This window comes from Rhizobium sp. CF122 (genome assembly GCF_000282035.1).
In the GTDB taxonomy this organism is placed as follows: Bacteria; Pseudomonadota; Alphaproteobacteria; order Rhizobiales; family Rhizobiaceae; genus Rhizobium.
Genome location: NZ_AKKA01000009.1, coordinates 43,932 through 64,699 on the forward strand (window position 1 = coordinate 43,932; position 20,768 = coordinate 64,699).

Annotated in this window: 17 protein-coding genes, 2 pseudogenes and 1 riboswitch; of the genes and pseudogenes, 10 read left to right on the plus strand and 9 right to left on the minus strand. The window is 60.0% G+C overall.

Annotated elements, in window-relative coordinates; translation table 11 throughout:
• Positions 1-5 precede the first annotated feature (5 nt).
• Positions 6-761, plus strand: coding sequence for a TSUP family transporter (locus PMI09_RS02060; RefSeq protein WP_443216161.1), 756 nt, complete (start codon positions 6-8; stop codon positions 759-761).
• A gap of 164 nt (positions 762-925) precedes the next feature.
• Here the strand turns inward: PMI09_RS02060 and PMI09_RS02065 are convergent.
• From PMI09_RS02065 to cobU, 5 genes and pseudogenes are all read right to left on the minus strand, one after another.
• A pseudogene (locus tag PMI09_RS02065) lies at positions 926-1,293 on the minus strand (EamA family transporter); the annotation flags it as partial.
• Positions 1,290-1,922 carry a cob(I)yrinic acid a,c-diamide adenosyltransferase gene (cobO, locus tag PMI09_RS02070; RefSeq protein WP_007788375.1) on the minus strand — a complete coding sequence of 211 codons (633 nt, stop codon included), beginning with the start codon at positions 1,920-1,922 and terminating at the stop codon, positions 1,290-1,292. The pseudogene PMI09_RS02065 and the gene cobO, both read right to left, overlap by 4 nt.
• Before the next feature lies 1 nt (position 1,923).
• Positions 1,924-5,691, minus strand: coding sequence for a cobaltochelatase subunit CobN (cobN, locus tag PMI09_RS02075; protein ID WP_007788376.1), 3,768 nt, complete (start codon positions 5,689-5,691; stop codon positions 1,924-1,926).
• Between the two features lie 9 nt (positions 5,692-5,700).
• Positions 5,701-6,750, minus strand: a complete 1,050-nt coding sequence (gene cobW, locus PMI09_RS02080) for a cobalamin biosynthesis protein CobW (protein WP_007788378.1) — start codon at positions 6,748-6,750, stop codon at positions 5,701-5,703.
• Between the two features lie 5 nt (positions 6,751-6,755).
• A complete protein-coding gene (cobU, locus tag PMI09_RS02085) occupies positions 6,756-7,280 on the minus strand; it encodes a bifunctional adenosylcobinamide kinase/adenosylcobinamide-phosphate guanylyltransferase (protein ID WP_007788380.1) in 525 nt (174 codons plus the stop codon).
• 129 nt (positions 7,281-7,409) lie between these two features.
• Positions 7,410-7,805, minus strand: a riboswitch (cobalamin riboswitch).
• 247 nt (positions 7,806-8,052) lie between these two features.
• Between cobU and PMI09_RS02090 the strand changes: the two genes are divergently transcribed.
• Positions 8,053-9,843, plus strand: a complete 1,791-nt coding sequence (locus PMI09_RS02090; protein ID WP_007788381.1) for a chloride channel protein — start codon at positions 8,053-8,055, stop codon at positions 9,841-9,843.
• Here the strand turns inward: PMI09_RS02090 and PMI09_RS02095 are convergent.
• Entirely contained in the window at positions 9,840-11,294 is a 1,455-nt protein-coding gene (locus PMI09_RS02095) for a cobyric acid synthase (protein WP_007788382.1), read from the minus strand. The genes PMI09_RS02090 and PMI09_RS02095 overlap by 4 nt on opposite strands.
• Positions 11,295-11,861: 567 nt before the next feature.
• Here PMI09_RS02095 and PMI09_RS02100 point away from each other — a divergent pair.
• Both PMI09_RS02100 and PMI09_RS02105 read left to right on the plus strand, forming a co-directional pair.
• Positions 11,862-12,860: a glycine betaine ABC transporter substrate-binding protein gene (locus PMI09_RS02100; protein ID WP_007788383.1), complete on the plus strand. Its 999-nt coding sequence runs from the start codon at positions 11,862-11,864 to the stop codon at positions 12,858-12,860.
• 147 nt (positions 12,861-13,007) lie between these two features.
• A pseudogene (locus PMI09_RS02105) lies at positions 13,008-13,356 on the plus strand (hypothetical protein).
• 7 nt (positions 13,357-13,363) lie between these two features.
• On the opposite strand, the gene PMI09_RS31960 reads toward PMI09_RS02105, so the two are convergent.
• Together PMI09_RS31960 and PMI09_RS02115 are read right to left on the minus strand one after the other, a co-directional pair.
• Entirely contained in the window at positions 13,364-13,519 is a 156-nt protein-coding gene (locus PMI09_RS31960) for an entericidin A/B family lipoprotein (RefSeq protein ID WP_007788385.1), read from the minus strand.
• 93 nt (positions 13,520-13,612) lie between these two features.
• Entirely contained in the window at positions 13,613-14,554 is a 942-nt protein-coding gene (locus tag PMI09_RS02115) for a LysR family transcriptional regulator (RefSeq protein WP_183721624.1), read from the minus strand.
• Between the two features lie 72 nt (positions 14,555-14,626).
• On the opposite strand from PMI09_RS02115, the gene PMI09_RS31635 reads away from it, so the two are divergent.
• From PMI09_RS31635 to PMI09_RS02140, 6 genes are all read left to right on the plus strand, one after another.
• Positions 14,627-14,788, plus strand: a complete 162-nt coding sequence (locus PMI09_RS31635; protein WP_007788387.1) for a hypothetical protein — start codon at positions 14,627-14,629, stop codon at positions 14,786-14,788.
• 85 nt (positions 14,789-14,873) lie between these two features.
• Positions 14,874-15,686: a class I SAM-dependent methyltransferase gene (locus PMI09_RS02120; protein ID WP_007788390.1), complete on the plus strand. Its 813-nt coding sequence runs from the start codon at positions 14,874-14,876 to the stop codon at positions 15,684-15,686.
• 334 nt (positions 15,687-16,020) lie between these two features.
• Positions 16,021-16,248 (plus strand): hypothetical protein, encoded by a 228-nt coding sequence (locus PMI09_RS02125; protein WP_007788392.1) that lies wholly within the window; start codon positions 16,021-16,023, stop codon positions 16,246-16,248.
• Positions 16,249-16,431: 183 nt separating this feature from the next.
• Positions 16,432-17,586 (plus strand): glycosyltransferase, encoded by a 1,155-nt coding sequence (locus PMI09_RS02130; protein WP_007788394.1) that lies wholly within the window; start codon positions 16,432-16,434, stop codon positions 17,584-17,586.
• A gap of 307 nt (positions 17,587-17,893) precedes the next feature.
• Positions 17,894-18,091 (plus strand): hypothetical protein, encoded by a 198-nt coding sequence (locus PMI09_RS02135; protein WP_007788397.1) that lies wholly within the window; start codon positions 17,894-17,896, stop codon positions 18,089-18,091.
• 296 nt (positions 18,092-18,387) lie between these two features.
• Positions 18,388-19,407, plus strand: coding sequence for a GlxA family transcriptional regulator (locus tag PMI09_RS02140; RefSeq protein ID WP_007788400.1), 1,020 nt, complete (start codon positions 18,388-18,390; stop codon positions 19,405-19,407).
• Between the two features lie 15 nt (positions 19,408-19,422).
• On the opposite strand, the gene PMI09_RS02145 is transcribed toward PMI09_RS02140, so the two are convergent.
• Positions 19,423-20,754: a GGDEF domain-containing response regulator gene (locus PMI09_RS02145; RefSeq protein ID WP_007788401.1), complete on the minus strand. Its 1,332-nt coding sequence runs from the start codon at positions 20,752-20,754 to the stop codon at positions 19,423-19,425.
• Positions 20,755-20,768 lie beyond the last annotated feature (14 nt).

Sequence of the window (20,768 nt, forward strand, 5' to 3'; positions counted from 1 at the left end):
TCTTCATGCTGGCCGCAGCCGGCTTCCTCGCTGGATTTGTCGATTCCATAGCCGGCGGCGGAGGCCTGATCACGGTCCCGGCAATGCTGATCGCGGGTATTCCACCGCTCCCAACACTCGGCACCAACAAGGTGCAGTCGGTATTCGGCGCAGCCTCCGCGACGATCGCCTATGCCCGAAAGGGGCATGTTCATCTGCGCACGCAGCTACCGATGGCGCTGATGGCGGTCCTCGGTGGCGCTCTCGGCGCCGCATTGGCGACGATCGTGCCTGGTGACGTACTGCGGGCGATCATGCCGGTCCTTCTGGTGGCGATCGCGCTATATTTTGTGTTGAAGCCAAATCTGAACGACGTCGACAAACATCGCCGCATGACGCCTTTCGTCTTCGGCCTGACGCTGGTGCCGGCCATCGGATTTTACGACGGTGTCTTTGGTCCCGGCACCGGCTCCTTCTTCATGCTGTCCTTCGTGTCTCTTGCCGGTTTCGGTATGCTGAAGGCAACGGCGCACACCAAGCTCTTGAATCTCGGCTCGAATGTAGGCGCCCTCATCATCTTCGTTTCCTTCGGTGCAATCCTTTGGAAAATCGGCCTAATGATGGGCGTCTGCCAGTTCCTGGGGGCGCAGCTCGGCTCGCGGCTTGCGATGCGGACTGGCGCGCGTTTGATCAAGCCGCTGCTCGTCCTCGTCTGCGTCGCCTTCACGATCAAGCTTCTCTCCGATCCCGCCAATCCGATCCGACTCTGGCTGGAGATCTGACATTTTCCTCGATTACCTCCCACGTAATTGAGGGAGCCGCGTCGCCTCTCCATGATCGCGATGCCTGGATAGACCGGGCGCCAACAGGAGATGATCGATGACCAATGCAACCATCGATGCCGAACGCTACATCGCAATCTGGAACGAGACGGACGCGACCCGCAGCCGAGCCAGTTCATGAGGTTGAGCTTCTCACCGAGAAAGACGACACGAAAACCGCGACGAGAACAATCGAAAGCTTGTCGATCGGGGCGACGCGAGCGGCGTCACCAATCTTCAATGCGCGGAAATAGGCAAGCCACGAGGCTCCGGTCACCGCCCCCGAAAGGCAGAGGAACAGCCATGTCTTGCCTGAAATGCTGGAGAAAGGCTGCCATTGTCCGGTTGCGGCGACAATGGCGCTGATGATGACAACGATGACCACGGTGCGGATCAGGCTGGCGAGATCGGAACTGATGCCAGCGACGCCGATCTTGGCGAAGATCGCAGTCAACGCTGCAAAGGCCGCCGAAAGCACCGCCCAGAAAATCAGAACTCCACGCCCGGCTGCCCCTTGATGCCCGAGCGGAACGGATGCTTGATCAGCTCCATCTCGGTAACGAGATCGGCGATCTCGATCAGCTCGTCCTTGGCGTTGCGCCCGGTCAGGACGACATGAGTCATATACGGCTTCTCGTTCTTCAGGAACTCCACCACCTCGTTGATATCGAGGTAGTCGTAGCGCAACGCGATATTGATCTCGTCGAGCAGCACCATCGAATTGCGCTCGTCGCGGATCAGCTCCTTCGCCTTCTCCCAGGCGGCACCGGCGGCAGCCACGTCGCGAGCGCGATCCTGGGTCTCCCAGGTGAAGCCCTCGCCCATGGTATGGAACTGGCAGATGTCGGAGAAGTGCTTCTCGATCAGGTCGCGCTCGCCGGTCCACATCGCGCCCTTGATGAACTGCACGACAGCGGAGGGCTTTCCATGCGCGATATGGCGGAAGATCATTCCGAACGCCGAGGAGGACTTGCCCTTGCCTTTCCCGGTATGGACGATGATAAGACCCTTCTCATCGGTCTTTGAGGCCATGATCTTGTCGCGGGCGGCTTTCTTCTTCGCCATCTTCTCGGCGTGGCGTGCGTCGTCGTGGCCAGTCGGCTCAGTGGTTTCGGCAGTCATCTCAATTTTCCCCGGATGCAAGCTTGAATGTGTCAGAAAGATCAAACCGCGCCGAATTGCTTCGCGGCGTCCAAAGGTGCCGATCGATGGCCTCGAGCAGTCGCTCCTTCATGTCGTCGAAGGCGGCAGGGTTTTTCTCGACTATGAAATCGCGCACCTTCGGATCGACCACGAAGGCCTGATAGACGGCTTCGAAATGATGATTGCCCACCGCTCCCGTCGTCGCGGCAAAGGCGAAAAGATAATCGACAGTCGCAGCGATCTCAAAGGCTCCTTTGTAGCCATGGCGAATAACGCCATCGATCCACTTCGGATTAACCACGCGGCCACGCACAACACGCCCGATCTCCTCTTCCAACGATCGGATGACCGGCTTTTCCGGCCTCGAATGATCGTTGTGGTAGATCGATGGCCGATCGCCCGCCAGCATTTCGGCTGCAGCCGCCATCCCGCCCTCGAACTGGTAGTAGTCGTCGCTGTCCAGAAGGTCGTGCTCGCGATTGTCCTGGTTCTGGACGACAGCCTGGATCGAGCGCAGGCGCTCTTCGAAGACGCCACGCTCCGCCCGGCCCTCTTCGCCGGCACCGTAAGCATAGCTACCCCAGACGAGATAGGCTTCGGCCAGATCGGCGCGACGCTCCCATCCCTTTTCATCGATCAATGCCTGCAAGCCAGCGCCGTAGGCCCCCGGCTTTGAGCCGAAGATACGATAGCCGGCGCGACGACCCGCTTGCGTCGCGTCCAGACCGGCAGCCTCGAGCCGCGCCGCCTCTCCACGCATGCGCTCGGCAATCGGATTGTCCACCGCATCCTCGTCGAGCGCGCCGACCGCACGGACGGCCTTGTCGAACAGCGCGATCTGTTCGGGAAAGGCATCTCTGAAAAAGCCGGAAATGCGCAACGTCACGTCGACACGCGGGCGGCGCAGCAGCGCCGGCGGAATGACTTCGTAGCCGGTGACGCGCCGCGAGGTCATGTCCCAGACCGGCTTCACGCCGATCAGGGCCAGAGCCTGTGCAATATCATCGCCGCCGGTGCGCATGTTCGAAGTGCCCCAGGCGGTCAGGCCGAAGGACACCGGCCATTCGCCGTGATCCTGCACATAGCGGCGGATCAGCAATTCGGCGGACTTCCTCCCTAGCTCGTAAGCGGCCGGCGTCGGAACCGCGCGGCTGTCGAGCGAGTAAAAGTTTCGCCCAGTCGGCAGTACATCCGGGCGTCCTCGCGTCGGCGCACCCGACGGCCCGGGCGCCACGAAACGGCCGTCGAGCCCCCGGAGCAGACCTTCGATCTCGGCAGCCCCGCAGGCCAAAATGGCGGGCTTGAGCCGCATTTCGATCTCCGCAAGCACGGCGCGTGTGGCCTCCCAATCCTCCGGGCAAGCGAACTCGCCTGCGACCAGCCTTGCCGCAAGCAGTTCGATCCGCTCGACAGTATCGCCGTTCGTTCGCCAGATCGCGTCTGTGGTATCGGCAAGACTATCCGGAAGCGGCCCGGCCCAAGGCTCGGCCATGTCGCAGTCGAGAGGGTCGAAATTCAGGCCGATATCTGCGGCAATCGCCCGCTGGAGGCTGCGGTCGCCGTCCTGGCCGAGGCCCCGCGGGACCCGAGCCAATGCCACCGTCAGATCGGTCAGCAATCGGCCCTGAGGCGAGACGCCGAACACATGCAGGCCATCGCGAATCTGCATCTCCTTGAGGTCGCAGAGATAGGCATCGAGCTTCTTCAGCGCTTCGGTTTCGCTCTCGCCTTTGTTGATACCGGCATCGCGGTCGAGACCTATGTCCGCCACGAGGTCGAGAATCTGCTTGCTGAGAAGCCGAATGCGGCGCGGATCGCCACCTGACGCCTCGTAGTATTCGTCGACCAGCGCCTCCAGATCCTTCAGTGGCCCGTAGCTCTCGGCACGTGTCAGCGGCGGTGTCAGATGGTCGATGATCACGGCGCCAGCGCGACGCTTCGCCTGAGTTCCCTCGCCGGGATCATTGACGATGAAGGGATAGAGATGCGGCATCGGGCCGAGGATGGCTTCCGGATAGCATTCCTCGGAGAGCGCCAGCGCCTTGCCCGGCAGCCACTCGAGATTGCCGTGCTTGCCCATGTGGATGACGGCGTGCGCGCCGAACTCGTGGCGAAGGAAAGCGTAGAAGGCGAGATAGCCGTGCGGCGGCACAAGATCCGGCGAATGATAGCTTTCCTTCGGATCGATGTTGTAGCCCCGCGCCGGCTGGATGCCGACCAGCACCTCCCCAAGCCGCATGAACGGCAGCGCAAAAGCGCCGTTCAGCACATAGGGATCGGTCTCGGGCGCATCCCAGCGCGCACCGATTTCATCCTGAATCGTTTTGGGAAGACTTGCGAAGAAAGCTTTGTAACGACTCAAGGAAAGCACTTCGCGGACAAGCTTCCCATCCGTGCCGGAATTTGTCGGGCCTTCCATAAGCCGCCGGATCAGCGCGTCGCCATCATCCGGCACATCCGCCACTCTATAACCGGCGGCACGCATTGCCTTCAGCACCTCGACGGTGCCGGCAGGCGTGTCCAGCCCGACGCCATTGCCGAGCCTGCCATCGCGGTTTGGATAGTTGGCCATGACAAGCGCAATGCGCCGGTCGCCGGCAGATGTCGTGCGCAGCGTCGCCCAGTTGGCAGCAAGCCGGGCCGTATAGTGCATCCGCTCGATATCGGGCTCGCTGCCGACAATGTTGGCCTCGACCCTCGCATCGTAGCGAGCCGCGGATTTGAAGGAGACCGCGCGGGCAAGCACCCGTCCGTCCACTTCAGGCAGCGCAACATTCATTCCAAGATCGCGCGCGGTGAGGCCCTGCGAGGAGGTGGCCCAGGCCTGACGCGACGAAGCCGAAAAGATCGCCTGAAGCACGACCGCGTCGTTGGCTTCCAACACGGTCGGTTCACGATCCGCGCCCGGCGCAGATACGGCAAAGCCAGTCGTGTTGATCACCACTTCGGGTTTGATGAGGTCAAAGACACTTTCGAGAATGCCCTTCGAGACGGGGTCCTTGAGACTATAGGCAAACACCGGCAGCGGCCGGATGCCTTCGGCCAGCAGCGTATCGATCAAGGCTTCGACAGGCCTGGTCTCGCCGCTCTGCACGAGCGCCCGATAAAAGCTGACTGCAACGACAGGCGAATGCGACGCCCCCTGCAGGAATCGAAGCCGCTCATCGCATGCCGCTTTCCACTCCTCGACACCGACGACGCCCTTGCCGGGCCACCAGATCCCGGCCTTCATCAGCGGCGATGCCGCTTCGGGCTTTTCAGCGCCTGATAGCATCGCGCCGGCATAAGCGAGAAACGCACGTGAATTGGCGTCGCCACCTTCGATGAGATAGGCCCAGAGGGCATTTAAGTCTTCAAGCGGAACATTCGAAAACGGCGTCAAACCCGCGTCCGGCTTCGAATCTCCCGGCAGTACGGCGATAAGCGCGCCATGGCGCGCTGCCGCCGCATGAAGCGCCTCGAGTGCATAGTGGAAATAGCTTGCGCCACCCAACGCCCTGACGACGATCAGCTTCGCATGCCGGGCCGTCCGCTCGATATAGGCGTCGACCGACATCGGATGCTTCAAGCTCATCAGGCTTGCCAGCCGCAGCCCGAAGCCAGCGGCCGCCTCGTCATACGCGGCCGCCACTGCAGCAAGCTCGGTGTCGGCCGCCGACAAAAAGAGGACATCGCCGGGAGACTGACCGAGATCGATCGCCTCCTCGCCGTCACTTATCGTTCCCTGCTGTGCCAGGAGCAGATGCATTGGTCTGCCTTATGCCAGCGCTTCTATCGCCTTGCGCACCGCCGCTTCGTCCATCTCGTGCAGGCCGATGACGACCAGGCGGGTACCGCGCGCTTCGCCGGGCGCCCAGGCGCGATCGAAATAGTGGTCGATGCGGGTTCCAACCGCCTGGACTTGCAGGCGCATCGGCTTGCCAGGAACATCGACGAATCCCTTGAGGCGCAGCACGTCATGCTGGCCGATGATCGACTTCAACGCGCCCACGAAGGCGGCAGGATCGGCAACGGGGCCGAGTTCCACGACAAAGCTGTCGAACTCGTCGTGGTCGTGCGGTACGCCGTCCTGGTGCTCGAGTTCATGATGGGACTTGCGGTTGACTACATCGTCTTCGGTACCGACGCCGAGCCCGAGCAGCACGCTCGCCGGAACCTCGCCATTGCGTGCCTCGATCATGACAGGCTTGCGGGCAATACGGGAAGCGACCTCGTCGCGCACGCGACCGAGGCCTGCCGCATCGAGAAGATCGGTCTTGTTGAGCACGATCAGATCGGCGCAGGTCAGTTGATCCTCGAAAAGCTCCTCGATCGGGCTTTCGTGGTCGAGCGACTCGTCCTCCACGCGGCGGGCCTCGACGGCATCGTGATCGTCGGCAAAGCGCCCGGCGGCAACGGCGGCGCTATCGACGACGGTGACCACGCCATCGACGGTGACCTGCGTGCGGATGTCGGGCCAGTTGAAGGCGGCAACGAGCGGCTGGGGCAGCGCGAGGCCGGAGGTTTCGATGACGATGTGGTCGGGGCGCTGTTCGCGTTCCAAAAGCTTCGTCATCGTCGGAATGAAGTCGTCGGCAACCGTGCAGCAGATGCAGCCATTGGTGAGCTCGATGATATCGTCCTCGGTGCAGTTTTCGGCGCCGCAGCCCTTGAGCACCTCGCCGTCGACGCCGAGATCGCCGAACTCGTTGATAATCAGCGCGATCTTCTTGCCGTTCGTATTGGAAAGCAGATTGCGGATCATCGTCGTCTTGCCGGCGCCGAGAAAGCCGGTGATCACGGTCGCCGGGATTTTCTGCTGGTTCATGAAATTCAACCCTTCATCTTCAGCGGCAGACCTGCCGCGATAAAATACACATCCGCGGCTTCAGCCGCGATCATTTGATGCAAGCGGCCGGCATGATCCCGGAACTCCCGCGCCATGCGGTTTTCCGGAACGATGCCCAGACCGACCTCATTGGAAACGATGACGAGGCGCGCACGCGCCGTAGGCACGTACGCGGCAAGCGAGGCGAACTCTGCCCCAATGTCGCGCTGCTCCATCATCAGATTGGTGACCCAAAGCGTCAGGCAATCGACAAGGATCGCCCGCCCCTCGCCGTCGATCGCCCGCAGGCATCCGACAAGATCGAGCGGTTCTTCCTGGGTATGCCACAGATGGCCACGATCGGCTTTGTGCTTGTCGATCCGGACGCGCATCTCGTCGTCCCAAGCCCGGCCCGTTGCCACATAATGGCGCTCCAGACCGGTCGAAACGACCAACTGCTCGGCAAAACGTGATTTTCCAGAGCGCGCACCGCCCAAGACGAAGGTCGCGCCGGATGATATCGGGCTCATGGAAAGTACTGTCCGATCTGCGGAAGTCTTCCGCGAGAAGCCGGAGCGGCTGCAAAACGCAGCCGGAAAATCTCTCTTTCAGCCATGACAACCTCCGTGCTGGCAGCGGGCATCGCCCAGGAATGGGCTGTTCGCCCGGCACGATTGGCAGGTCTCCTGGCTCGCGGATTTTAGCCGCGATCGGGGCAGACCGGAAACCGGTCGCCCAGATCGTGCTAGCGGATCTTCCTCGCCTTCCCGGCTGCATTTCATGAAAAGGCGGACGATTCGTAGACGTAAGAGGCGTCCAGCCCCGGTTGATCATGATGCACTGCCAGTGACTTTTCCGTCGCCGCTTCCGCGCCGCCCGCCTGCACTATTGCAGACCGTCAACCACGGGGAACCAACGCCGGACGGAAAACCCTGACCGCTCTACAGTCGCGGGGTCGGCTATGATGACGGTGCCCGGATTGGGTCCACCGCTTCACATTCCCTTTTCATCCGTACCGATTCAACCGGTCCGGAACCATCCGTTATGAAGTCATCGTTAGGCAAGGCCACTGGCGAAGTCAATCGTGAGCCATCACTCACGACAACGACGTTGCATGCCTCGGGCCGCGGTCAAGACGACCTTCTCTACCATATTTATCGTCTTTTATCAGTGGCTTACGTCACAAATAATTGTTGCTAGCGCCGGTCTTTTGCCGCAATTGCATCGCAAGCGGGTCGCGCCACTGATTGCCCTTCCCCTCACCGCACTTGACCGCACCAGCGCCCGCCTAGTTTCTCTGCCATGCTCCTGAAAGTCGATATCCGCCGCTTCGGCCCGTTTCACACCCTCCTCGATATCGGGCGGATGCGCGCTCTGCTGCGGCGGAGCGAAATGGGGATGGTTATCGCCGGCGCGATCGTCGGGGTGATCTCCGGGCTGGCTGTGACAGGCATGAGCCTGGCCTCCCGTGCAATGCACAGGCTGATCTTCGGAATCAGCGACGTCGAGAGGCTGAGCTCCTCGCAGATCGATAACAAGTTCCTGCTACTGACGGCACCGGTTTGCGGCGGCATCCTGCTCGGTCTTTTGCTGTTCATCCTCGCCAAGACCCGTAAGAAGCCGATGGTGGACCCGATCGAGGCAAACGCTCTGCATGGCGGTCGGCTATCGCTCACCGACAGCATTCTGGTGGCCGTCCAGAACCTTATTTCGAACGGATTCGGCGCTTCGGTGGGCCTGGAAGCCGGCTACACACAGTTGGCGGCCGGTCTGGCCTCGAAGCTTGGCCTGAAGTTGCAGCTTCGCCGGTCGGACCTGCGCGTTCTCGTCGGATGCGGCGCGGCCGGTGCGATTGCCGCGGCCTTCAATGCGCCGCTGACCGGCGCCTTCTATGCCTTCGAGCTCATCATTGGCACATACACCATCGTCTCGCTGACGCCGGTCGTCGTTTCCGCACTGGTCGCGACCCAGGTTGCGCGGCTGCTGGCCGGCAGCGATTTCCTGATCGATGTTGGCGAATTCGGCTCGGTCATGCCGGCGGACTATGTCCCGGCTCTGCTACTCGGTGCCGTCTGCGCGGGCGTTGGCATTCTCATCATGCAGGGCGTCGCCTCGATCGAGGAACTGGCGCGCCGGAGTTCCATCGCAACGCCGCTGCGCCCCGCCCTTGGCGGCATCGTCGTCGGTCTGCTGGCCCTTATCACGCCGCAGGTCCTGTCAGCGGGACACGGAGCGCTGCACCTCAATCTCGGGCGCGATGTCGCTATTCCGGTCCTCATTGGGTTGCTTCTCCTCAAAGCCTTCGCCTCCGCGATCTCGATCGGCTCGGGTTTCAGAGGCGGCCTCTTCTTCGCGTCGCTGTTCATGGGGGCGTTGCTCGGCAAGCTATTTGCCTATTCCGCACCCTATTTCGCCCACGCGACGCTGACACCCGTCATCTACGCGGTCGTCGGCATGAGTTCGCTCGCAGTCGCCGTTATTGGCGGCCCCCTGACGATGACGTTCCTGGCGCTGGAGATCACCGGCGACTTTCCAATCACCGCGCTTGTCCTTGCGGCCGTCATCACGTCCTCACTCGTCGTGCGCAGCACCTTCGGCTACTCCTTCGCAACATGGCGCTTCCACCTGCGCGGCGAGAGCATTCGCAGCGCCCACGATGTCGGCTGGATTCGCAACCTGACGGTCGGCCGGCTGATGCGCGCCGATGTGAAGACCGCCAACGCCACGCTCTCGATCGACGAGTTCAAGGAGCGCTTCCCCATTGGTTCGGCGCAGCGCGTCGTCCTGGTGGACGACACGGGCAAATATAGCGGCCTGGTGCTCGTTCCCGATATTTACGCGAACCTGACCGACACCGACGACACCGGCAAGGATCTCAGCGAATTCATCCGCTACAAGAACGATTTCCTGCAGCCGCAGATGAACGCCAAGCAGGCAGCCGCCATCTTCGACAAGACCGAAAGCGAAGCGCTGGCCGTCGTCAACAATCTGATTGAGCGCAAGGTTGTCGGGCAACTGAGCGAGGCCTATACGCTCCGCCGCTATAGCGAAGAACTAGATCGCCGCCGCCGCGAAATATCTGGCGAGATCTAGCCGAAGAGCTTGTCAAGCCAGCGCCGGTCAAGACAGGCTTCCAACTCGGCCGCAATGTCGTCAAGGGCCTTTTCGACACCCGCACGGTAATCGTTCGTTTCGCCCGAAAGACCGAGACTCCGCAGCAAATGGGAACGATAAATGTCACTCGTGAAGAGCCCGTGCAGATATGTGCCGGCAATCCGGCCGTCTGCAGATACTGCACCGTCCGGCTTTCCATCGATGATCGCGAACGGCCGGCCGCAATCCTCTCCGACGGTGATGCCGAGGTGGATCTGATAGCCTGCAAGCGGCGCGCCGTCTTCCACCGTCACGGCGACGCTGTTCCGCACCGTCTTTTCCGGTGCCATCTCCGTCTCGACATCCAGTAGGCCGAGACCGGTAGTCTCCACCGCATCTCCCTCGATGCCCAAGGGGTCGCGGACCTTACGTCCGAGCATCTGATAGCCGCCGCAAATGCCGATGACCCGGCCACCCCGTTTCACATGGGCCAGGAGATCGGCATCCCAACCTTGCGTGCGCATATCCGCCAGATCCGATATCGTCGACTTCGAACCGGGCAGGATGACCAGACGGGCGTCCGACGGCAGCCGCTCGCCGGGGCGGACAAAAACCAACTCGACATCCGGCTCCGCAGCCAGCGGATCCAGATCGTCGAAATTCGCGATGCGGGAAAACACCGGTACGGCAATCCTCAGCGCAGCCGTACCGCCTCGTGCCAGGCGCTCCAGCGCCACCGAGTCCTCGGCCGGCAATTGCGAAGCGTATTTGAGCCACGGCACCACACCGAAGCATGGCCACCCGGTATGATCCCGTACAGCATCGATCCCTGCATCGAACAGCGAAACGTCGCCGCGGAACTTGTTGATGATGTAGCCGGATATCATTGCCCGGTCTTCCCCTGATAGGATCGTATGCGTGCCGACTAGCGAAGCGATCACGCCGCCCCGATCGATATCGCCCACCAGGACGACGGGCACGCCGGCGCGTGCCGCAAATCCCATATTGGCGATATCGCCGGCCCTGAGATTGATTTCGGCAGGCGAGCCGGCGCCTTCCACAATGACAAGATCTGCTCTGATCGAAACTTCGGAAAAGCTCTGCATCACGTAGTCGAGGAGTGCGGGCTTGAGTTTTTGATAGTCCCGCCCTTTGGCCTGCCCCCAGACCTTGCCTTGGACGATGATCTGGCTGCCGTATTCGGATTGCGGCTTGAGCAACACAGGATTCATGTGCACGGAGGACGGTACCCGCGCAGCGAGCGACTGCAGCCATTGCGCCCGGCCGATCTCACCACCGTCATCAGCGACAGCGGCATTGTTTGACATGTTCTGGGGCTTGAAGGGACGGACCGAAAGGCCGCGATTGGCAGCAAGCCGGCAAAGCCCCGCAACAAGAACGGTCTTGCCGACGTCGGAGCCGGTACCCTGGAGCATGATGGCCTTGGTCATTGTCGCAGAACTCCGGAGAAATTCGCCTCGGCCTACAACGACGTCAAGGTTGCGGTCAATCGCAGGCGCCGAAAATGCGAAGGCCGCGTCAACCGTTGAAGGTTGCGCGGCCTGCCGAAATACGCTGGCGCATTCGCCCACACACGGCGAAGCTCACGTTCCCCGGGACGCACTACCTGATCCGGAGAAGCAGCGGTGTCCCCCGCTACGCAACAACAGATAGCGCCACATTGTTACCGGAGGGTTAGCAAGCCCTTAAGCAAAGATGAATTTTGGCATTTTCTGACTTTTCTTCTCGATCGAGGCGCCGCTGCCAAGTCTACCAACACAATCTCTGAACGCTCGCGGTAATCTTTTGGTGAGACTAGCATTAACGATATTAAATCAGATGTTTAGACTTCACGCCTCAAGCACAGAAGACAATTGATTTCCGCAACCGAACGCGTAGGCTGCCTTCCAAGGCGCCAAGACGAGCGCCACCGCAAAAGCCCGGACAACAGCACGAGGACCTCCGCAAGGTGTGGAACGCCTAGGTTGTGGCCGCTGCAGCAAGAATGGGAACGCAAGATGAGATTTCTCTGCACGTCAATCCTGCTCGCCGCAGGAGTTTGTGCAGCCGCCGCTACCGCGCAGGCTGCCGAATGCGGCAACGTCGCCATCGCTGAAATGAAATGGGCCTCGGCCGGTATTGCCGCCAACTTCGATAAGTTCATTCTCGAGAAGGGTTACGGCTGCTCGGTCAAGATCGTCCCGGGTGACACGATGCCGACTTTCCTCTCGATGAACGGAAAAGGTGAGCCGGATATCGCGTCCGAGTTCTGGATCAATTCAGTGCGCACCGAACTCGATAGCGCAGTCAAGGAGGGCAAGTTGATCCAGGCGGCCGAAATCCTCTCGGAGGGCGCCGTCGAGGGCTGGTGGATACCGAAATTCATCGCCGATGCCAATCCGGAGATCCGCAGCGTAGAGGACGCACTCAAGCATCCCGAACTTTTCCCGGCACCGGGCAATTCATCGCAGGGCGCGGTCTATAGTTGTCCCGTCGGCTGGAGTTGCCAGATATCGACGTCAAATCTGTTCCGCGCGCTGGGAGCCGACAAGAACGGGTTTCAGCTTGTCGAAACCAGCAGCCCGCAGGAACTTGATGATTCCATCGCAGCCGCATTCCAGAAAAAGACCGGTTGGCTTGGCTACTATTGGGCCCCGACAGCCATCCTCGGCAAATACGACATGACTCTCCTCAGCTTCGGCGTCGGTCATAACAAGGCAGAATGGGACAGCTGCACATCGGTCCCTGGCTGCGCTCGACCGCAGGTGAACTCCTACCCAGTCTCCAGGGCCTACACGATCGTGACCAAGGGCTTCGCCGATCGGGCCGGGTCGGCGATGGATTATCTCAAGGTCCGCTCATGGGACAACACGACGATCAACGAAGTGCTTGCCTGGCAGGATGAGAACCACAAGAGCAACGAGGAGGCCACGATCTATTTCCTCCAGAACTATGCCGCCCTGTGGACCAAATGGGTTCCTGCCGATGTCGCCCAGAAGGTCAAGGCCGGGCTTTAAGGCGAGCCCGCCGGACGATAGATCCGCGCATGAGAGTGAACGCGCGACGAGAACGTCTTCCCTGTGGCGTTGTGGTTTTCCTATAAGCAGCGACTGCTTGTGCCCGAATCGTGCAAAGTCGCGTTTGCCCAGACCAGGAGAATAGAGATGACACCTGCTCCATTTCCAGACCGAGATACGATCGCCTCAAAGTTTGCGAGCTTCGGTGAACAGGAGAAAGCCTACATTGTCCTGCTGATGGAAAACTCGGCACAGGATGAGAACCTCATCGATGGCCTCCACCGCCACCTGGACAACGCCGCGAGCGCATCGTTCCTGAACACATTGAAACTCGATCACGTTGGGAAATGGATTGGCGAGGCAGCACCCGTTCGCCTGCAGGATACGCCTCATGGAGGCCGCAAAATCAAGCCAGCATCCCGTCTATGCAGCTTTCCGGACCGGGCTTTCGCGTTCCGGCGGGCTGGAAAAGGCCTACCCGCCGGCAGCGATCTGACGCCGTATTACCTCGTGGCCGCGCGACCGACCGAACGACCTGCATCCTGAGTCGCGTTTACGGCATTTGCCGTGTCGCGACCGATGCCGCGAATCGTGTTTCCACACGAAGAAAGCACGAGCAGTATTGCGAGGGCGGAGCCGATCTTAGCCATTGTCGTCATTATGAAATCCTTCCTTCTCAATCGTCCGGGCGCGGGCGACTCCCGCCACGCGCGTTAAACCCCGGAGGAAGAAAAGAGGTCCCCGCTTAGTTGTCAAGCAGCAACGGCTTTTGCTTTTTCGGCAAAGGCAAAGCGGATACTTTCGGCCACAGCCCGCATCGGGCTGTTCATCTGCGATGCGGTGAGCAGCCTGATGTCGAAGGAACCAAGCTCGGGCAATCCTTCCTGCAGTCCGAGGATCGCCATCTCATCGGTGACATAGGAACGCGGCAGCGGCGCGATTGCCAGGTCGGAAACCACAGCTGCCCGTTGCGCCATCGTGTGGCCGCTGAGAAAAGCGACACGATAACCGCGCTTCATGCGCTCAAGTTGCGACAGTGCCTCCGAGCGCCAGATGCAGCCATCTTCCCAGATCGAGATCGGCAGCGGATCGCGGCGATGCGCCGTACCGCACTTGGCGCCAGCCCACACCAGCCGCTCGCGAAATACGATCTCGCCGTCAGTCGGCAGTGGACGCGTCGCGCAATTGATCAGCGCCAGGTCCAGGCGTTGCTCTTCAATGCGCTTCTTGAGGCCGATGCTCATGTCGATGGTAACGTCGACCATAATGCTCGGGAAACTCTCAGCGAAGCTTTTCAGGATACGCGGCAGCAGTCGTTCGCCGATATCCTCCGGCGCACCGAGCCGCACCACGCCGCTTAGTTCGGGCATGATGAACCGCGAAACCGCCTCGTTGGACAAAGCGAGAATGTTGCGCGCATAAGACAGCAGCACCTCACCATGCTGGGTCAGGCTGACGGACCGCGCATCCCGCAGGAAAAGCGTAGCGCCGAGTTGCTCCTCCAGCTTCTTGATCTGCATGGAGACCGCCGACGGTGTCCGGTAGACGGCTTCCGCGGCAGTGGAAAAATTGCCGGTCTCTGCTATGGCAACGAAGGTGCGCAGCACGTCGTTATCAAGCAAGGGAATGGGACGGCGAAAGGGAATGCTCATCGTCACATCTTTCAATTTTTCTGAATTTGAATTCCATATCATTTTGTTTGATTGAAAGTCAACCCGACAATATCCTTCCTTCGTAGCGGCTAGTACTGATGAAAGGAGGCCGCGATGAACACTCTCAACGCTATCTTTGACATCTTTTACGCATTCAGATCACGCCAGATCTCCCGCCAGACGCGCAATCGCACACGAGATCAGTTGGCACGGCTGCCGAGACATCTCGCCGATGATCTCGACCTGCAAGCTCTTGGCATGACCGAGCCTCGCTGAGACGCGAGACCCCAGCAGCGGCTTCAAAGACGCGGTCAAAGGCTCTAATATACGGTCCGCGGCGCGGCTACGGAGCGTAATGACCATGGCGATGAATGACGCGTGTTTCCAAGGTGATATCCCTGCAGCGTATGACCGGTACCTGGTACCGATCCTGTTTGACCCTTATGCGGCCGATCTGGCGCAGCGCCTGGCGCCGCTTCATCCGCACCGCGTTCTCGAAGTCGCGGCGGGGTCTGGCGCTCTGACGCGTGCGCTATCGTCGGTGCTTCCGCACGCCGAAATCATCGCCACCGATTTGAACCAAGCCATGTTGGATGTCGCCGCATTGAGACATTCCGGAGGGCATGTCGCATGGCAACAGGCCGACGCCTTGAGCCTGCCCTTCCCCGATCAGATCTTTGACGCCGTCACAAGCCAGTTCGGCGTCATGTTCTTTCCCGACAAGCACCGCGCCTACCGCGAAATCCTCCGGGTACTGAAGCCGAAGGGGACGTTCCTCTTCAACACCTGGGACTCCGTGGAGAACAACGCCTTCGCAAAGGCCGTCAAGGCTGCGACGGATGCGCTGTTTCCAGACGATCCGCCGGATTTCTTCCGGCGGACACCGCACGGCTACTTTGATGCCGAGGCGATCCTGTCGGAGCTCGAGCGGGCCGGCTTCCAGTCGGTGACTTTCACGAAGGTCGACAAGACTGCCCGTGCATCCTCGGCAAGTGACGTGGCGACCGCCTTCTGCCGGGGTAGCCCGCTCCGCATGGAAATCGAAGCCCGCCAGTCGAAAATCGATGTCGTTGCCCGCGTGGCCGATACACTTGAACAGGTTTTCGGCAAGGGACCGATCGAGGGCCGGATGTCCGCGTTTGTGTTCACCGCCGAGGCCCCACGCCAGACCTAAGCTGCTCGGCGCCCCGTTTCCGTGGTACCGCAGCCACCGTGGCTATCGGCAGGGTTCGATTGCGCCGCCAGGAAGCGGCCCACGTGACGACGCAACACTGTCGGAACATCCTGTGTGGAGCGACGTTCCTCCTATGCAACGCACCCTTTGTCGTTGCACTGACTGCGTTTCCCTCAACTGCAGTCCCAGAGGCCCGGCGCTGTCCAAACCAGCACCGGGCTTTTCTCTCTCGGCTCACCATTCACCCCTTAGATAATTAAGCGCCACCTAAAATAAATCTTGAAATCGCCGTCTCGGTAATGATGATGCTTGGCGTCAGCCAGGAGGGGTATCGATGTCACAATACCAGGAAACGCGGCGGTTCAAATGCACCGGCGACGCTGGAGATCCCTGCATCGTCATCGAACAGATCAAGATTGCTGATGAAGCCATCGCCAGCCCAAGAACAGACTATATGACGGTGGATGGCGACGTCGCCAATCGCCTCGACAAGAAGCACTTTCTGATCCTGATGAAGGGCGAGGTCGTTAAGATTCAGAGGGCTCTAAGGAAAAAGCACTGAGCTGCTACTAAGCGGCGTTGCCATCGCGGCGCGGGCCGACGTCGTGGTGGGTCCCTGCTACCTCGGAATGGACTGAGATGTTGCTGGGCACATGTCATCAGCGCGTCATGTGACGGTGATGTCTTAACGCACCGAGCGCTGAGACTCGTTTCCATTCGGCGCTGTTCACCGTTGGAATGACTGATGCTGTATATCATTGCCGTCGCCAGTGCCCTGCTGGCAGTCAATACCCTCAGCCTTATGATCGCCGGATGGCGGCTTCGGTCCCGCCAAGACAAGGCGCCAAGCGTCTCTGCGCGCCCTTCAGTCTCGATCGTGATACCTCTTTGCGGAGTGGAACAGTTCTCGCGGGAGACACTCCAAAGCGCACTTAGCCTGGATTGGCCCGACTACGAAGTCATCTTCTGCGTTGCCGACAGGAGCGATCCCATCATTGGTGTAGTCGAGCACACGCTCCGAACAAAGCCGCTGACAAGCGCGAAAATCCTTGTCGGAGACGACCGCATCAGCGCAAATCCGAAACTCAACAATTGCGTCAAGGGCTGGAACATGGCGTCCCATGAATGGGTTGTCCTTGCCGACTCCAACGTCCTGATACCCACAGACTATCTCGCACGCCTGCTGGCATCATGGCGGCCCGATAGCGGACTTGTCTGTTCGACGCCACTTGGGTCCCGTCCCAACGGGTTTTGGGCGGAGGTCGAATGTGCGTTTCTCAACACTCACCAGGCGCGCTGGCAGTATGCGGGTGAGGCGCTCGGATTCGGCTTCGCGCAGGGCAAGAGCATGCTATGGCGCAAGAAGATGCTCGACGCCCACGGAGGCATCCAGGCACTTGCGGCTGAAATCGCCGAAGACGCCGCCGCCACAAAGCTGGTGAACAGCATGGGTCTCAAGGTACATCTCGTCGCCGGCCCGTTCGAGCAGCCCCTGGGCAGACGGACCTTCCGCGAGATCTGGGCAAGGCAATGCCGTTGGGCGCGGCTAAGGCGCGTCACCTTCCCGCACTTCTTCGCGCCGGAGATCCTGCTTGGTGTGGTGCCCCCCTTATTGCTGTGCACGAGCGCTGCCTTCGGATCCGGGAGTAGTCTTCCCGCAACAGCTTTCGCGGTTTTATGCGCCGCCTACACACCGGAGCTTATTCTTACGGTCCGTAAGAATTGGCACCTGTCCCCGCTGTCACTCGTCGCAATGGTTACGCGCGATGCCTTGCTTCCAATTATCTGGACGAGGAGCTGGTTGGCAGGGAGCTACGATTGGCGTGGGAACAGGATGGTGATCGGATCGCAGGAGTCGCGTCTCGAAGCTGGCGTGGCTGGATCGGCCGCAAGCCCCTAACAACGGCGGGTGCATTCGATACGGTGTCGTATGTGAGGCCGCCCACTTAGGAGCTGGAATGCTCCGAAATTGAACTCAGGTTGGCAACTTGGCCGACGTGCCCTTATCCGCGAAATCGGCACTATGCTTCCGATCCATTCTATCGTCGCAATTGCGACGAGCGCGCCTCTGCTTGGCCGGCGCGCGCGCCTTCATCATTCAAAAACACTGATGATATCCATAAACTCTATTCGTTTGATTGATGGGAGCAAAACACCCATATTCTCACCATGAAACAAGCGTCATCCGACGAGGAAAGGAAACGGACATGACGACGATTACCTTCAGGCACACCAAGACGCCTTCAAGCGAAGCCCACCTGCATATTGTCGACTATGCCCGCAAGCTGGTACATGCATGGCATCAGCGACAGCTTGCCCGCGAAATTGAATCCATGCCTTTCGACATGCGCAAGGACATTGGCTGGCCGTCGGCGGATGACGCGGATGAACGCAAGGTCATGTAATGAATCCGACATTCCTCCCCGTGTGAAAGCGGCGCCTCGCCTTCGTGCAGCGCCGCTTTTTCCGTCTTTACGGCCACCTTATTAAATCTTGAATTTCCGACGCATATATTTTCCGCAATCGCCTTTTTTGAACTTTTGACGACAGCGATCGTCATTTGACCTTCGTCAATTTCAGCAATGTCGCAAATTTGCTCTTTGCGGCCGCATTTATCCATGAGAATGTCGCTTTCAGGATATCGAAACGACGTATTCCAAGCAACGAATAGTGCATTCGACCTCGAGCACGGATTTGTCTCATGAATAAGATGTCGCATAAGCAACGCTCTCTCGTCTTCTTCATGGTTCCGCAGTTTACGATGCTGCCTTTTTCAGCGGCAATCGATACGCTGCGCATCGCCAACCGTATGCTCGGCTACCAGGCCTATACCTGGCGGCTGACCTCGGTTGACGGGCAAAAGGTCTATTCTTCCTGCGGCATCGGTATCGAGGCAAATACGTCGCTTGCCGACGAGCGCCGCAATCTCGGTGGCGAGCACCGTCCGAGCATGGTGCTGGTCTGTTCCGGTATCGATGTCGAAGACTTCAATAACAAGTCCGTCAGCGCTTGGCTGCGCGAATCCTACAATCGCGGCGTCGCCGTCGGGAGCCTCTGTACGGGCGCACATATCCTCGCCCAGGCGGGGCTGCTGAATGGCAAGCGCTGTGCGATCCATTGGGAAAACCTGCCTGGCTTCTCCGAAGCTTTTCCGCAGGCCGAGGTCTACGCCGATCTCTATGAGGTGGACAGCAATCTCTATACATGTGCTGGCGGCACTGCTTCGCTGGACATGATGCTGAATTTGATCGGCCAGGATTTCGGCGAAACGCTGGTGAACCGGGTCTGCGAGCAGCACCTGACCGATCGCGTGCGCAGCCCGAACGATCGCCAGCGCCTGCCTCTGCGTGCGCGCCTCGGCGTCCAGAATGCCAAGGTTCTTTCCATCATCGAGCTGATGGAGGGCAACCTTTCCGAACCGCTCTCACTTCTGGAGATCGCCGATGGCGTCGACCTGTCACGTCGGCAAATCGAACGGCTGTTCCGCCAGGAAATGGGGCGCTCGCCGGCCCGCTACTATCTGGAAATAAGGCTGGATCGCGCCCGCCATCTGCTCGTGCAGTCCTCCATGCCGGTTGTTGAAGTGGCTGTCGCCTGCGGCTTCGTTTCCGCCTCGCACTTCTCCAAATGTTATCGCGAACTCTATCATCGCTCGCCGCAACAGGAGCGTGCAGAGCGCAAGATGACGATGGCAACCGCACGCCAGGCCATCGCGGCGTGATGTCAGCCGGGGCGGCTATTGAGCCGCCTCCTCCGTCATGCGCGCGTCGGAATAGACCTGATTACGACCCTTGTGCTTGGCCATATAGAGAAACTGGTCGGCGGCATTCAGATAGTTGTCGAAGGTCTCGTAGCCGGAAATTTCGGCAACGCCGATCGACACGGTGACCGAAAGCTCTTCGTCATCCGCCATCACCTTCAGACGTGAGATATCTGACCGTATCTCGTCACACAGCTTGCTCGCGGCAATCGAGTCCATCATCGGGAACAGGATCGCGAACTCCTCTCCGCCAAGGCGCGAAAGCAGGTTGTCGTCCCCCTCGAAGATCGTCCCCAGCCGATTTGCGACCGCCTTCAGCACTTCATCCCCGATCTCATGACCGTAGGTGTCGTTCAGCCGCTTGAAATGATCAATGTCCAGCACCGCAACGGCGGCCGTAGCCTTCTGACGCAGGCAGTCATTCACCAGCTTCGGCCCGAGATCGTAGAAATAGCGGCGATTGTAGAGCCCGGTCAGATAGTCGCAGGCCGCGGCTGCCCGAAGCTGCTTCAACTGTGTCAAGGTCTCGACGTTGTTGGCGATCCGGCACTGCAGTTCTTCGGCCACGAACGGCCTGTAAAGAAAATCGGATGCGCCGGCCTTCAAAAAGCTCACAGAAAGCATGCGATCGCTCGAAGATGAGACCCCGATGATCCGCAGCCTGTCCGAGCCGAAGCGCCGCCGTATCCGCCGCGTCAATTCATAGCCGCTCATGTCGGGCATATGATGATCCGTGACGACAACCTCAATATCGTCGTAGGCTTCGAGCGCCGCGAAGGCTTCGAGCCCAGAAGCCGCTTCGACAACCACGTATTGCTGCGCTTCGAGCAGCCCGACAAGGACCTGGCGCGCGGAATCAACATCGTCGACCACAAGAACCCGCGTTTTCCTGTTCGACAATACCCGTCTGACGCTGGCGACAACGTTATCGAGCGCGAACTCATTGTCCTTCAGCACGTAATCGATGACATTGCGCTCCATGATGCGATTGCGCGTATCGAGGTCGAAAGTGGCGGTGAAGACAATGGCCGGAATACCAGCCTGTATAGTGCAGTCGAGCGCTTCACCGTAGGGCGCGTCCGGCAGATTGAGGTCGACAATCGCCATTGTGTAATCGCTTGGCGACTGGGCGATAGTCTCGTTCAGCACTTTGAGGGAGGAGCAAGGCTTGACGTTCAGCCCGAGTTCCGCATGAAGCCGGTGGCACAGAACGGCGGAAAACATCCGGGAATCTTCAACCAGGAGTACCCACTGACCACCAAAGCGTGGCCCGGCCCCATCCCGATGGAGATCCTCCTGGAACGCCATTCACCCCTATCCCC